Genomic DNA, 13,605 nt, shown 5'->3' with positions numbered 1-13,605 from the left:
AGATGTACAAACTAAATTTTAAAATATTTTTAGCATTTCTTCTTACATTCGCTTCCACATTTATTTTCTGTCAAAAAAAATTCATCGTAGTTTTAGATGCAGGACATGGGGGAAGTGATCATGGTGCTTACAGAAATTATCCAGACATAGGTGTGGTACAAGAAAAAAACATCACCTTGGGAGTTGTGCTCAAACTAGGTGCAATGCTGGAAAAAAATAAGGACTTTAAAGTAATTTACACCAGAAAAATTGATGAATATCCATCTTTAACAGACAGAACAAACACCGCTAACCGCAGCAAAGCAGATTTATTTATATCCGTACACGTAAATTCTTCTCCAAGCAGATCTGCTACCGCAAGAGGAACCGAAACTTTTGTACAGGGACCGGCTCAGAACAGAGAAAATCTGGAAGTAGCAAAACAGGAAAATAATGTAATTTACTTAGACGAAAAAGATAAAGAAACCTTTGCGTCTTATGATCCTTCTTCTCCCGAATCTTTAATCGCCCTAAAACTTCAGCAAAGCAAATATCTTGAAAACAGCCTTATTGTGGGGAGTTTTGTTGAAGCCAATTTTGAGAAAAGCGGAAGATTTTCCAGAGGAGTAAAGCAGGAAAATTTACACATTTTAAGAAGAAGTGCGATGCCTTCTATTCTTATTGAAACCGGTTTTGTGAATAATTATGAAGACGCTACTTATCTTAATTCCGAAAAAGGACAGGACGAAGTTGCAGAAAATATTTATAAGGCTATTATCGATTACAAAAAAGCTAAAGATAAAAGAGCGGGTATACAGGAAATCATTAAAAAGCAGGAAGCTCCAAAACCTGTTGAAATGCCTCTGAAAAATGATTTCAGAATTCTTTTAATGACTGTTCCGAGCAAGTACAATTTAACAGATCCTGAACTTCGTGGTCTTAATTACATTCTTCCGATAAAAGAAAACGGAATTTATAAATATTATTATGGAGTAACCAATATGGCATCCGTAAAAGATATCAATATAAAGACAGCTAAAGATGCTGGTTTTAAAAACGCTTATGCCGTTGGATTTATGCCTAACCAAAAACTCGTTACCGGATATTATAATATTGAAGTATATGTCGGTAAAGATAAACTAAGCAGCAATTCTCCTATTTTGCAGACTCTTAAAGATGTAGACAGAAACAAAGACAACGGTATATTTTATTATACTTACGGAAAAGTTTATACTTTAGAAGATGCCATTAAACTACAGAAAGAGCTGGAAGACAAGGGTATAAAAAATACTGTTATCCAAAAGAATTTTAAATAAAGGTTGAAATTTTGAAGTTTGAAAGTTTATTTATACTTTTGCAAACTCAAAATTTGGCCTATTCGTCTAGTGGTCAGGACTCAAGGTTTTCATCCTTGCAACAGGAGTTCGATTCTCTTATAGGCTACCGATACAACATAAAAAGCACTCTTGTAGTGCTTTTTTTTATTTAAAATGATTAATTTTTCTTAAAGTATCATTTTCTTATCTTAAATCAATGATTTAGGTATTAAACTTGCCCTAAATTTGTACAATACAATAACAAAAAAAATTACTACAAATGGCAACAAAATGGAATTTAGACCCAGCTCACAGTGAAATTACTTTCAAAGTAAAACACATGATGATTTCAAACATCAAAGGAAGTTTCACAAAATTCAATGCTGAAATCGAATCTGAAGATGACAATTTCACTAATGCTAAAACAACCGCTACTATAGATGTAGATTCAATCTTCACAAATAATACAGACCGAGATAACCACTTAAAATCTGCCGATTTTTTTAATGCAGAAGCCAATCCGAAAATCACTTTTGAAGCAGATTCTTTAAATAACTCTGTAACTGGGAATATTACCTTAAATGGTATTACAAAGCCAATTACACTGGATGTTGATTTTGGCGGAATTAACGTAGATCCTTGGGGGAACACAAAAGCCGGTTTTTCTTTTGAAGGAAAAATCAACAGAAAAGATTTCGGACTGAACTGGAATGCAGCTCTTGAAGCTGGAGGAGTAATGGTAGGCGAAGATGTAAAAATTGCTGGAGATTTACAATTTGTAAAAGCATAATTTACTAGCATCACAAACTGAAACAGCGTTTTTCATAAAAATGTTTTTTTAATCGGAAGGTTCAGATTTTTTTAAAGAATCTGAACCTTTTTAAATCTACCTGTAAATGAATTTAACAGATTTAAGCAACATCGCTTCTTTGTATAAAAATACCGAAAAAATGCCCGTTCTTTTTCTTGGACATGGCTCTCCTATGAATGCTATAGAAGAAAATCAGTTTGTACAAGGATTCAGAGATATTGCAAAAGAAATCCCAACGCCTAAAGCAATATTATGTATTTCAGCCCATTGGTTTACACAAGGGACTTTGGTAACTTCCATGCAAAACCCTAAAACTATACACGATTTTGGAGGTTTTCCAAAAGCTTTGTTTGATGTTCAATATCCTGCACCGGGAAGTCCAGAACTGGCACATGAAACCATCGAACTTATAAAACCTTTGCTGGCAGAAGAAGATTACAATTGGGGATTAGATCATGGAGCTTGGTCTGTTTTAAAGCATTTATATACCGATGCAGATATTCCTGTCATCCAAATGAGTATAGATTACACCCAACCACCACAGTATCATTTTGATTTAGCTAAAAAACTTGTTAAACTTCGGGAAAAAGGTATTTTAATTATTGGCAGCGGCAATATTGTTCATAATCTGAGAATGATCGACTGGAAAAACATAAATACTGTAGATTTCGGCTGGGATTGGGCTGTAGAAGCGTATGAAAAAACAAATTCATGGATAATGGACGGAAATTTCCAAAATCTGATTAATTATCAAAACCAAGGAACATTCTTACAATACGCCGTTCCTACTCCAGACCATTTTTTGCCATTAATCTATACTTTAGGTTTGAAAAGCAACAACGAAGACATCAAACTTTTCAACAATCATCTTATTGGAGGATCATTAAGCATGACAAGTGTGAAAATTGGATAAATTTTACTTGTGATTACCCTAAAATAGTCTGTTTTTATGGTAAGGCAGTTTTAATATCCACTTTTATTTTGCTTTAATTGAAGAACTAGAATTTTAACATATCTAAAACTTGTAGCATCACAACTGCAAAATAAGGCATTAGGATTATTTAGTAGAACTTTCAACAAAAACTTTTAAAATTCTTTCAGTTCTGAATGATATGATTGGAGATTAATTCTAACAATCTGCTGTTATCTGAACTTGTTTTTGTAAATTTGTGTTTGAAATTTTTTACTAGATGAAAGAAAGCGTTGTAAAAAAAATTGCTGTTCTTACCTCAGGGGGCGACTCTCCGGGGATGAACGCAGCTCTAAGAGCAGTTGTAAGAACTGCCAATTATTATAATATTGAATGTTACGGAGTGAGAGAAGGCTACAATGGTCTTATTCATGATGATTTTCTTAAAATGGGACCTCGCTCAGTAAAAAACATAATAAATCAGGGTGGTACAATTCTAAAATCTGCCCGTTCAATGGAATTTAAAACCAAAGAAGGTAGACAACAAGCCTTCGACAATTGCCAGAAATATGGTATTGAAGCTTTGGTATGCATTGGTGGAGACGGAACTTTTACAGGGGCAAAAATCTTCAACGAAGAATTCGGAATACGAGTAATTGGTGTGCCCGGAACTATTGATAATGATATTTTCGGAACAGATAACACGATTGGCTACGATACAGCACTCAATACTGCAATGGATGCAATCGATAAAATTCGTGATACTGCTACTTCTCACAACAGAGTTTTCTTTGTAGAAGTAATGGGACGCGATGCAGGATTTATTGCATTAAACAGTGGTTTGGCAACCGGTGCTCTCGATATTTTGATTCCTGAGAAAAAAGACAGCATGGACGAGCTTTTTGCCAATTTCAGAAAAGCTGAAAAAACAGGTAAAGCTTCCAGCATTGTAGTGATAGCAGAAGGCGAAAGACTCGCAAACATCTATGAACTTGCCGAAAAAACCAAGAAAGAATTTCCGGATTACGATATTCGTGTCGCTATTTTGGGACACATCCAAAGAGGAGGATCTCCTAGCTGTGCAGACAGAGTTTTAGCAAGCAGACTGGGATTCGGAGCTGTTGTAGGACTTATGGAAGGACAAACCAATGTAATGGCAGGAATGAGATCTAACAGTCTAGTATACACGCCTATAGAAGAAGCCATTAAAAAGCACAACGAAATCGACAAAGATCTTTTGTTGATTTCAGAAATTTTAGCAATCTAAATATTATATAATTTAAAAAAAAGTAAAACACTATGTCAACAATTAAAGTAGGTATTAACGGGTTTGGTAGAATCGGTCGTCTTGTTTTCAGAGCAATGACAGAAAGAAGCAACATCGAAGTTGTAGGTATCAACGATCTTATCAATGCAGAATACATGGCTTATATGCTTAAATATGATTCTGTACACGGAGTTTTCCCAGGAGAAGTTTCTGTAGAAGGTAATGATCTTGTGGTAAACGGAAAAAAAATCAGAGTAACTGCTGAGAAAGACCCGGCTAACCTAAAATGGAACGAAATCGGTGCAGATTACGTAGTAGAATCTACAGGTTTGTTCCTAGATAAAGAAAGTGCTGCAAAACACCTTACTGCAGGTGCTAAAAAAGTTATTCTTTCTGCTCCGTCTAAAGACGATACCCCAATGTTTGTAATGGGTGTAAACCATAAAGACCTTACAGATGATGTAAAAATTCTTTCTAATGCTTCTTGTACTACAAACTGTTTAGCTCCTTTGGCTAAAGTTATCCACGATAACTTCGGAATCGTAGAAGGTTTAATGACGACTGTACACGCTACAACTGCAACTCAAAAAACGGTTGATGGTCCTTCAATGAAAGACTGGAGAGGTGGTAGAGCTGCTTTAAACAATATCATCCCTTCTTCTACTGGTGCTGCAAAAGCAGTAGGAAAAGTAATCCCTTCTTTGAACGGAAAATTAACAGGTATGTCTTTCAGAGTACCAACTGTTGACGTTTCTGTAGTAGATTTAACAGTAAGACTTGAAAAAGGTGCTTCTTATGAAGAAATCTGTGCTGTAATTAAAGCTGCTTCTGAAGGTGAATTGAAAGGTATTCTTGGATATACTGAAGATGCTGTAGTTTCTCAGGATTTCGTAGGAGATAAGAGAACTTCTATCTTCGATAAAGATGCAGGTATCATGCTTTCTCCTAACTTTGTGAAACTTGTTTCATGGTATGACAATGAAATGGGATACTCTAACAAGTTGGTGGATATGTTGATTCATGCAGCTTCTTTGTAGTTGATTTCAACAATTTGAAAAGCTAAATAAAAAGCTCTCTTGAATTTCGATAATTCAAGAGAGCTTTTGTTATAATATCTATAAAACCCAATGAATAAAAATAATATTATAAGAACGTTTATCAATTTACAGGGAACTATTTTTCCTTATATTTTCCACAAAAACTATTAATTCATAAATTAATGGATATCTTTTTATATTTTTAGATGCCCATAGTATTCTATTCTTTCCTTTATAAGGAATATTGAGTTTATATATTGTACCGTCAATCATCAACCAAAATGTTCCAGGAATTTTAATTTCTAAATCTGAAGTTGAAGTTTCATCAATTTTTGAAATAATTCTTTTTAGTTCTATAACAGTTTTACTTGATAACTTAAGTGTATCTCTTGTGTAATGATATTTAACTTTTCTTAAATCTAAAAATAAAGTTTTACCATTCCAATTGCCTCTCCATATACCGATATATTTATTAAGATCATTATTGGTATCTTTTAAATATGTATTATTTGGTAGATTATCTAAACTCGTATTAAGAGGGTATTCTTGTGATTTACAATAAATTGAAAATAATATAAATATTAATAATATCTGTTTCATCATTGAATATTTTATAAGCTACCTAATCCGGTGGCTTTATCTTACTGTTTTATTAATGTCATCTTCTGACCCGGCAATAATGGAGTGAAACTGCTGAAATTAGGACATTTCGCCGGATTCAAAAGGCCGTCTTTATCCTGAAAATATACTAATGTCATTTCATTTGGATTATTAATCCTTGTTTCAATAAAAACATCACCTGCTTCTAAGCAACTGTAGTTACCTACGAAATACATCATATACACTCCGCGTTGGAAATTATATCCAAAAAAAAAGGTGTCTTTATCTGGTTTATTCATAGAATTATAGATAATATTGCCTGAACTATCTTTTACTAAAATCCTACCAATAATTCTATCCCAACTTAAATTATCAGAAATATTTTCTTTATAATTTATTTTCTTTTCTAACTTGATTTCATATTGTTTTCCATCATAATTTCCTTTCCAAGTTCCAACAAATTGATTAAGCCTGTTATTTGTATCTTTTACATATGTAATATTTTCTAAATCAGGACAACCTTCTTGATCTCGGTTTGGACGCATTGAGCATTCCTCAAATTGCTCTAAGGTTCCTATTACCTGTGCTTTGCAAAATGTTATAACTGATAAGAATACGAATATTAAAAATGTATTTTTCATAGTTGTGTATTTTATAAGCCACCTAATCCGGTGGCTTTATCTTACTGTTTCGTTAATGTCATTTTATCACCGGGCAATAAAGGCGTAAAACTGCTGAAATTAGGACATTTCGCCGGATTCAAAAGACCATCCTTATCCTGAGAATAGAACAAGGTCATTTCATTGGGATTATTAAGTTTTGTCTCAATAAAAACATCACCGGATTCTAAACAATTATAATTACCTACAAAATGCATTACATAAGATCTTTTTTGAAAATTATCTCCAAAAAAAGATATATTAGTATCTGTTTCATTCATAGAATTATAAATGATATTACCAGAATTATTTTTTATAACCATTTTTCCGAAAATTCTATCCCATTTTACATCCTCGCCAAATTGAAGTTTTTTTTCAAAATGTATTTCGTATTGTTTTCCTCCGTAATTTCCTTTCCAAGTTCCAACAAACTGATTAAGTCTATTATTGGTATCTTTTACATAGGTAATATTTTCTAAATCAGGACAGCCTTCATCATGATTGGGTCTCATTGCACATTCTTCAAGCTGTTCCAAAGTTCCTATTACTTGTGCTTTACAAGATATTATACATAATAAGAACACAAAGATTAATAATATGTTTTTCATTCTTTAAGTTTTATAATTATTGAGGACAATCGCTAGATTGTACATTGTTATTTGATTTTAAGGTTTTTTTCTGTACAGTACCGTTATTTTTTATTTTATATAGATCAATACCTTGTACATTCATTTTCTCTTTCAAAAAATTAAGGAACAATTTTTCGAAAGACCAAAATTTATGTAGTATCCTATAATTTACATAGTCCTTTCTCCACTGTTCTGTGTCAAAACCTGTTTTAATATCAGCAGCCGTTCCTGTAAACATAATGGTATAATTTCCATAGCTGGAAACCATTGTCCCATATAATTCTCTATAATTACCATCAGTTGCCATTCCAGCCATCGTCATTAAGGTATTTACATCTGCCGGAGAAAACATTCTGATAGGTTGAGCTATTAAAGGCTCTCCTGAATCATTAAATGTATCCGTTGGATAATCATTTAAATGAGTGTGGATATATCCTTTAAGACTGGGTGTTACAGTTACGGTCATCCCATCTGAGTTAGCATTTGATGCTACTTGTGCCAACTCTGTAAATACTCCGCTTTTACTTTCAGCAAATCCAGTCTCTTTTTTTAAATTTAATACAGAACATTTATCAATTTACAGGGAACTATTTTTCCTTATATTTTCCACAAAAACTATTAATTCATAAATTAATGGATATCTTTTTATATTTTTAGATGCCCATACTATTCTATTCTTTCCTTTATAAGGAATATTGAGTTTATATATTGTACCGTCAATCATCAACTCAAATGTTCCAGGAATTTTAATTTCTAAATCTGAAGTTGAAGTTTCATCAATTTTTGAAATAATTCTTTTTAGTTCTATAACAGTTTTACTTGATAACTTAAGTGTATCTCTTGTGTAATGTGAGTAACTTTCTAAAATGTTTTTAAATTCTTTTACTTTTGCAGAGTCTTTAGGGTTCTTTAAATCCATCTTCTTAAAAAGCTTCTTTATTCTTTTATCTGTATTAAATTTTTTTGAAATACTGTCTCTATTAAAATATACAATTTGTGCTGTTGAGTCTTTCAGCATTACTTTGTATATCTCTCTTTTACCTGAAGCTTGCCCGTTTGCTTCAATAGAGATTTCAGAATTTTGAGAAAAGCATTTTCCAAATAGTAGGATTAATAAAAAAGACCATTTCATTTTTATTGCTTTGTTAAAATAATATTATTAGGAATATCTATAGACCAATCTGTAGGTGCTTTTCCAGGAAGTATAAACCTTACTCCTTCCTGATTACTTACATCAATTATTTTAATGTGTGTTGAATCAATATATAAAATTTCCAATTCTATACCTTTATTCTTATGTGTCATCCAAATTCTTAGTTTATTAGGATCATTATTTTCCGTATTTCCTATTATTGATTGTTTTTTATCAATAAAATTTGAACTGCTAAATGTTGTATTATCTTCAGTTAAAACACCTGCTTTATATATCTTATGAAATCCTATCAAAGAGTCTAGTAACATATTAGGATTATTTTTGAAAGGCTGTGTATTATTCTCTTTTTTCATAATTAATATCAAACCATTGATTTGATTTCCCCATTTCCAAGTTCCTTCAAATTTATCTGCTGCAGGATCTGAAATATGTTGAGGAGCATTTTGTACACTACATTGATTAAAAAAGATTATACTGAAGGTTATACTCAATAAATATATTATTTTTTTCATTTTCATTTTTTTAGTTACAAGATTTAGGATTTTTTCCTAACATCTATTTTTTAATAATTGGAGTATTTATTAATAAAGAAATATTGAAAAAGATACTAATAATTTAGAACAAGAATTACAAATCAAAAAATGTTTTTTTTAAATTTTAGAATCTACAACAATATAGACAATTTTATATAGAAAGAGTGTTGGATAATACGAAAAATCCGAAGTACAAAAATTAGTTAAAAAAGTTTGTTGAAGAGTTAACTCAATCCAATGTCAATCCTTTCAGCGACCAAATTCCGCCGTTATAAATATTCAAATCTATTTTAGAATTAATTCCATATACAATTCCGTTTTCTGTAAACTGCCAAAACTGCCATTGGTCTTCTGAGGAAGGCTCCGGAACGTCATTATAATTGGCAAGCCAAATGGGATAACCATCAAACTCTCCTCTCAGAAAATCTTTGTAATAATGATAATACGTATAAATAATTGGCTTCTTTCCGTAGGTATTTTCTACAATTTTACACCAAACTTTCAAATCTTCAATTAAATTTTTTTTAGATTTTTTTCTTGGCATTTTTTCAATATCCAATACAGGAGGGAGATCACCACTTTCAAGTTTTACATTTTCAAGAAAATTATTTGCCTGAATAACCGGATCTTCATCTGCTCTGTAAAAATGATAAGCACCTCGAATAAGATTATGTTTTTTTGCTGATTCCCAAAATTCATCAAAATTTTTATCGGCACTGCGGTTTCCCATTGTCGCCCTCATCACCACAAACTCTAAAGGAATCGTTTTATTTCCTATACTTAAACTGTCCCATTTTATATCTTCTTTATTCTGATAATGAGAAATATCGAATCCATAAGTCTTATCCAGATTATCCGAAAGTATTTTCTGAATTCTTAAAGACTCACTTTCAGTATTCTGAAGTTTTTTATGTGTAAACTTATTAAAATACATAGCGTAGTAATAAGTAATAGACTGTTTTAGATAAAAACCTGTTCCCACCAATGCAAGGATAAGTATCAGCAATAGAATTCTTCTACGGAAAAAATAATTTTTCCATCTCTTTTTATGTATTCTTTTGGCAGTTTTTTTGGTGTACTTTTTACCACTCATAAAGTTTTGCAAAACTAACTTTTTGCGTCATAAAATACTAAATAAAAAGAGTAAATTTGTTCATTATGGAAACAAGGGAAAAGATTATTATCATTGGAGGTGGCTTTGCAGGGCTTCAGCTGGCAAAATCGCTCAACAATAAAAATAAAAAAGTTATTGTTCTGGATAAAGTAAACCACCACATGTTTCAGCCTTTATTTTATCAGGTTGCATGTGGAAGAATAGAGCCTTCCAACATTTCTTTTCCTTTCAGAAAAATATTTCAGAGATCCAGAAATACACAATTCAGGCTTACGGAAGTAAAAGAAATTATCCCTTCCCAAAATAAAGTAATTACAGACGGAGCAGAATTTTCTTACGATAAATTAATTATTGCCACAGGTTGTAAAACCAATTTTTTCGGTAACAAAGAATTAGAAACTAAAGCTTTCGGTATGAAGAATACTCAGGAAGCAATTAGCATACGAAATCATGTACTTGTCACTTTCGAAAAGCTTATTCTCGAGAAAAGCAGAAGCGATGATGGCAATTGGAATATTGTGATTGTTGGAAGCGGGCCAACCGGAGTTGAACTTGCCGGTGCCTTCGCAGAAATGAAAAAAGAGATTCTACCAAGGGATTATCCTTATATGAATTTCGACCATCTTGAAATTATTCTGGTAAGTTCTACCGAAAAACCATTGGCTGTAATGAGTCCCGAAGCTCAGGAAAAATCTGAAAAATATCTAAAAGAGCTTGGCGTAAAATTTTTGAGTGGTGAAGTGGTTACCGATTACGATGGTGATAAAGTTTACCTTAGAAGTGGAAAAGAAATACCTTCTAACAATGTAATTTGGGCAGCTGGGGTAACAGGTAACGTGATTGATGGTTTTCCTGCGGAAAATCTTATGCGAAACCGTTATATTGTAGATCGTTTCAATAAAGTGAAAGGTTATCATAATATTTTTGCGATTGGAGATATTGCGTATATGGAAACTCCAAAATATCCACAGGGACATCCACAAGTGGCTAATGTAGCAATCAATCAGGCAAAAAATTTAGGCAAAAACTTTCTTCGGAAAAATAAAAATGAATGGGTAGAATATGAATATAAAGACCAAGGTTCTCTAGCAACTATCGGGAAACACAGAGCTGTTGTAGATTTGCCTTTCATCAAATTTCAAGGTTTTTTTGCTTGGTATTTTTGGATGTTTCTTCATTTAATGCTTATTTTGAGCGTTCGAAATAAACTGGCAATTTTTTTCAACTGGATGTGGAGCTACTTCAATAAAGATTCTTCATTAAGGTTAATAATTGCCCCCAATAAAAAAAACAGTACACAGCAATGAGAATTGATATCATAAGCGTACTTCCAGAATTAATGGAAAGCCCGTTTAAAACTTCTATTTTAAAAAGAGCAGTAGATAAAGGAATTGTAGAAGTACATTTTCATCAGTTGAGAGACTGGTCTGTAAACAAGCACAGACAAATTGATGATGAGCCTTATGGTGGCGGAGCAGGAATGGTAATGATGGTAGAACCTTTAGACAAATGCATATCTGAGCTGAAATCTCAACGCGATTACGACGAAATTATTTATCTAACTCCAGACGGTGAGACTTTAAACCAAAGAATTGCCAACACGCTTTCTATTAAAGATAATCTCATTTTTCTTTGTGGTCACTATAAAGGGATAGATCAGCGGGTACGAGAACTACACATTACAAAAGAAATTTCTATTGGCGATTTTGTACTTACTGGGGGAGAATTGGCAGCTTGTGTTTTAGCAGACTCTATTATTAGATTAGTTCCCGGAGTTTTAAATGATGAACAAAGTGCTTTAACAGATAGTTTTCAGGACGATTTGCTTTCTCCTCCCATTTATACACGACCAGAAACTTATAAAGGTTTAGAAGTTCCTAAAATTTTATTAAGCGGAAATTTCTCAAAAATTGAAGAATGGAGGTACGATCAGGCTTTAAAGATTACTGCCGAAAAAAGACCAGATTTATTGTAAAGACATTCAAATTATAACATTGAAAAATAAAAGAGATTGAAAATTATTGTATTTCAATCTCTTTTTTAATTTTATTATTCATTCTTAATATAAAATAACATTTTATGATATGAATTTAATCATTAACTACCTTTTTAATTAAATATTTTTAATAAATTTATACGAATAAAATTCAGTTGGTTAGTTAAAATACAATGATGGAGCTTTTTGCTTTCTATAATGTTGAAAATTTGTTCCTACCCGATCCTCCTCCACTTCACAGGTTAGATCCCACTCGATCTGGACTAAGAAATTGGGATGAAAGAAAATACAGAATAAAACTTTCAAAAATTGCGCATGTTTTTCGTCTGATGAAAGAACAGTACGGCGTTCTTCCCTGCATTATAGGACTTTGTGAGATTTCCGGAAGAAAAGTTCTGGAAGATCTCCTTACCCTCGATCCTTTTAGCTCTCAATACGGTATTCTTCATTATAATTCTTTGGATGAAAGAAAAGTAGACGTTGCTTTAATATATGATAAATCTAAAATTGAAGTTCTGGACTCTGAACCCATTACTTTTTTCTTTGAAATAGTAGACCGTAACCCCGAAAATTACGATACAACAAGAGATGTACTTTTTGCAAAACTAAAGCTAGGATCAGAAATAATCAATGTATTTGTGGCTCATCTCCCTTCTAAAAGAGAAAAAGATATTAATCTTCCCAAGCGCAATTTTATTTTGAATGAAATAAGAAGCAAAGTTTTAAAAATAATGCAGACAGATAATGAAAAAGTTATTGTTTGCGGGGATTTCAATGAAAATCCCGATGAAGAAAACCTTGTTAATTTCCTTTTTGACAACAGTAGAAATAAGGTTTTAAGAAATCCGTTTCAAAACCTTTACAACAATAAAAAATATTCTACGTTTCATTATAAATCAGGTTTACTCTTCGATCAGATTATACTCTCAGAAAATTTTTTCGATAAAGGTACAAAGTGGCAGTTTTATAAAGCCGATGTATTCAGCCCGGAAAGTATAAGAGCACGACAAAGAAATTCTGAAGACAGACCTTTTCGCACTTTTGCAGGTACAAGATATCTTGGTGGTTTTAGCGATCACTACCCTGTTTTGGTGAGTTTAAAAGAAAATTTAATATAAAAATACAAATATGAGAAACACGAGTACCACCACTTACGAATTAGATCATTTAGATAAAGAAATCATCTATATGCTTATGGATAATTCTAAAAGTTCATTAGCGTATATTTCTAAACAGGTAGGGATTTCCACCACCGCTGTTCATCAAAGAATAAAAAAACTTGAACTTGCAGGCGTAATAGAAAATGCAATTTCTATTCTTAATCCACGAATGATTGGTTATAAAGTAGTTTCCTATATCGGCATGTTTCTCGATCAGCCAAGCCATTATTCTGATGTTGTAAAAGCACTTAAAGAAGTAAATGAAGTGGTAGAAGCGCATTATACCACAGGAAATTACACTATATTCCTGAAAGTACTTTGCAAAGACAACGATCATTTAATGGAAATTTTAAGATTGCTTCAAAAAATGAAAGGAGTAACAAGAACAGAAACTTTCATATCTTTGGAACAAGGTATTTACCGACAATTAAAAGTTTAATA

At 32.2% G+C, this 13,605-nt stretch carries 16 protein-coding genes and 1 tRNA gene; 10 read left to right on the top strand and 7 right to left on the bottom strand.

Annotated elements, in window-relative coordinates:
* The first annotated feature begins 2 nt into the window (after positions 1-2).
* From MTP08_RS01835 to gap, 6 genes are all read left to right on the top strand, one after another.
* Positions 3-1,295 carry an N-acetylmuramoyl-L-alanine amidase family protein gene (locus MTP08_RS01835; protein ID WP_243576813.1) on the top strand — a complete coding sequence of 431 codons (1,293 nt, stop codon included), beginning with the start codon at positions 3-5 and terminating at the stop codon, positions 1,293-1,295.
* A gap of 55 nt (positions 1,296-1,350) precedes the next feature.
* Positions 1,351-1,422, top strand: a tRNA-Glu gene (locus MTP08_RS01830).
* A gap of 153 nt (positions 1,423-1,575) precedes the next feature.
* Positions 1,576-2,085, top strand: coding sequence for a YceI family protein (locus tag MTP08_RS01825; RefSeq protein WP_209389186.1), 510 nt, complete (start codon positions 1,576-1,578; stop codon positions 2,083-2,085).
* A gap of 106 nt (positions 2,086-2,191) precedes the next feature.
* A complete protein-coding gene (gene ygiD, locus MTP08_RS01820; protein WP_243576812.1) occupies positions 2,192-3,019 on the top strand; it encodes a 4,5-DOPA-extradiol-dioxygenase in 828 nt (275 codons plus the stop codon).
* Between the two features lie 277 nt (positions 3,020-3,296).
* Entirely contained in the window at positions 3,297-4,283 is a 987-nt protein-coding gene (gene pfkA / locus MTP08_RS01815) for a 6-phosphofructokinase (protein WP_243576811.1), read from the top strand.
* A gap of 32 nt (positions 4,284-4,315) precedes the next feature.
* Complete coding sequence (gap, locus tag MTP08_RS01810; protein ID WP_243576810.1) at positions 4,316-5,320, top strand: type I glyceraldehyde-3-phosphate dehydrogenase; 1,005 nt, start codon at positions 4,316-4,318, stop codon at positions 5,318-5,320.
* 126 nt (positions 5,321-5,446) lie between these two features.
* On the opposite strand, the gene MTP08_RS01805 is transcribed toward gap, so the two are convergent.
* The 7 genes from MTP08_RS01805 to MTP08_RS01775 all read right to left on the bottom strand — a co-directional run bounded on the left by MTP08_RS01805 (position 5,447) and on the right by MTP08_RS01775 (position 9,987).
* Entirely contained in the window at positions 5,447-5,920 is a 474-nt protein-coding gene (locus tag MTP08_RS01805) for a DUF6705 family protein (protein ID WP_243576809.1), read from the bottom strand.
* A 41-nt stretch (positions 5,921-5,961) separates the two neighbouring features.
* Positions 5,962-6,561 carry a DUF6705 family protein gene (locus MTP08_RS01800; protein WP_243576808.1) on the bottom strand — a complete coding sequence of 200 codons (600 nt, stop codon included), beginning with the start codon at positions 6,559-6,561 and terminating at the stop codon, positions 5,962-5,964.
* Between the two features lie 41 nt (positions 6,562-6,602).
* Positions 6,603-7,187, bottom strand: coding sequence for a DUF6705 family protein (locus MTP08_RS01795; protein WP_243576807.1), 585 nt, complete (start codon positions 7,185-7,187; stop codon positions 6,603-6,605).
* Between the two features lie 16 nt (positions 7,188-7,203).
* Positions 7,204-7,710 (bottom strand): hypothetical protein, encoded by a 507-nt coding sequence (locus tag MTP08_RS01790; protein ID WP_243576806.1) that lies wholly within the window; start codon positions 7,708-7,710, stop codon positions 7,204-7,206.
* A gap of 75 nt (positions 7,711-7,785) precedes the next feature.
* Positions 7,786-8,340, bottom strand: coding sequence for a hypothetical protein (locus MTP08_RS01785; RefSeq protein ID WP_243576805.1), 555 nt, complete (start codon positions 8,338-8,340; stop codon positions 7,786-7,788).
* A 2-nt stretch (positions 8,341-8,342) separates the two neighbouring features.
* A complete protein-coding gene (locus MTP08_RS01780; RefSeq protein WP_243576804.1) occupies positions 8,343-8,873 on the bottom strand; it encodes a DUF6705 family protein in 531 nt (176 codons plus the stop codon).
* A 250-nt stretch (positions 8,874-9,123) separates the two neighbouring features.
* Positions 9,124-9,987, bottom strand: coding sequence for a glycoside hydrolase family 25 protein (locus tag MTP08_RS01775; RefSeq protein ID WP_243576803.1), 864 nt, complete (start codon positions 9,985-9,987; stop codon positions 9,124-9,126).
* Positions 9,988-10,052: 65 nt separating this feature from the next.
* Here MTP08_RS01775 and MTP08_RS01770 point away from each other — a divergent pair, with 65 nt between their 5' ends.
* From MTP08_RS01770 to MTP08_RS01755, 4 genes are all read left to right on the top strand, one after another.
* A complete protein-coding gene (locus tag MTP08_RS01770) occupies positions 10,053-11,315 on the top strand; it encodes an NAD(P)/FAD-dependent oxidoreductase (protein ID WP_243576802.1) in 1,263 nt (420 codons plus the stop codon).
* The gene (gene trmD / locus MTP08_RS01765) at positions 11,312-11,983 is read left to right on the top strand and encodes a tRNA (guanosine(37)-N1)-methyltransferase TrmD (RefSeq protein ID WP_209389177.1); all 672 of its coding nucleotides are present in this window, start codon (positions 11,312-11,314) and stop codon (positions 11,981-11,983) included. Before MTP08_RS01770 ends, trmD begins: the two co-directional genes overlap by 4 nt.
* Before the next feature lie 194 nt (positions 11,984-12,177).
* Positions 12,178-13,122: an endonuclease/exonuclease/phosphatase family protein gene (locus MTP08_RS01760; RefSeq protein WP_243576801.1), complete on the top strand. Its 945-nt coding sequence runs from the start codon at positions 12,178-12,180 to the stop codon at positions 13,120-13,122.
* Between the two features lie 10 nt (positions 13,123-13,132).
* Positions 13,133-13,603 (top strand): Lrp/AsnC family transcriptional regulator, encoded by a 471-nt coding sequence (locus MTP08_RS01755; RefSeq protein WP_243576800.1) that lies wholly within the window; start codon positions 13,133-13,135, stop codon positions 13,601-13,603.
* Positions 13,604-13,605 lie beyond the last annotated feature (2 nt).

Origin of the sequence: Chryseobacterium oryzae (assembly GCF_022811665.1) — a bacterium.
GTDB classification, from domain to species: Bacteria; Bacteroidota; Bacteroidia; order Flavobacteriales; family Weeksellaceae; genus Chryseobacterium; species Chryseobacterium oryzae.
Note: the sequence above shows the minus strand (reverse complement) of the source record. Positions and strands in the feature narration are given on the sequence as shown.

Coding starts and splice junctions, on each gene's coding strand:
- MTP08_RS01775 (WP_243576803.1), bottom strand. CDS start 9,987: ATGAGTGGTAAAAAGTACACCAAAAAAACTGCCAAAAGAATACATAAA.
- MTP08_RS01785 (WP_243576805.1), bottom strand. CDS start 8,340: ATGAAATGGTCTTTTTTATTAATCCTACTATTTGGAAAATGCTTTTCT.
- gap (WP_243576810.1), top strand. CDS start 4,316: ATGTCAACAATTAAAGTAGGTATTAACGGGTTTGGTAGAATCGGTCGT.
- trmD (WP_209389177.1), top strand. CDS start 11,312: ATGAGAATTGATATCATAAGCGTACTTCCAGAATTAATGGAAAGCCCG.
- MTP08_RS01770 (WP_243576802.1), top strand. CDS start 10,053: ATGGAAACAAGGGAAAAGATTATTATCATTGGAGGTGGCTTTGCAGGG.
- MTP08_RS01800 (WP_243576808.1), bottom strand. CDS start 6,561: ATGAAAAATACATTTTTAATATTCGTATTCTTATCAGTTATAACATTT.
- MTP08_RS01755 (WP_243576800.1), top strand. CDS start 13,133: ATGAGAAACACGAGTACCACCACTTACGAATTAGATCATTTAGATAAA.
- MTP08_RS01805 (WP_243576809.1), bottom strand. CDS start 5,920: ATGAAACAGATATTATTAATATTTATATTATTTTCAATTTATTGTAAA.
- MTP08_RS01795 (WP_243576807.1), bottom strand. CDS start 7,187: ATGAAAAACATATTATTAATCTTTGTGTTCTTATTATGTATAATATCT.
- MTP08_RS01825 (WP_209389186.1), top strand. CDS start 1,576: ATGGCAACAAAATGGAATTTAGACCCAGCTCACAGTGAAATTACTTTC.
- MTP08_RS01835 (WP_243576813.1), top strand. CDS start 3: ATGTACAAACTAAATTTTAAAATATTTTTAGCATTTCTTCTTACATTC.
- ygiD (WP_243576812.1), top strand. CDS start 2,192: ATGAATTTAACAGATTTAAGCAACATCGCTTCTTTGTATAAAAATACC.
- MTP08_RS01760 (WP_243576801.1), top strand. CDS start 12,178: ATGATGGAGCTTTTTGCTTTCTATAATGTTGAAAATTTGTTCCTACCC.
- pfkA (WP_243576811.1), top strand. CDS start 3,297: ATGAAAGAAAGCGTTGTAAAAAAAATTGCTGTTCTTACCTCAGGGGGC.
- MTP08_RS01780 (WP_243576804.1), bottom strand. CDS start 8,873: ATGAAAAAAATAATATATTTATTGAGTATAACCTTCAGTATAATCTTT.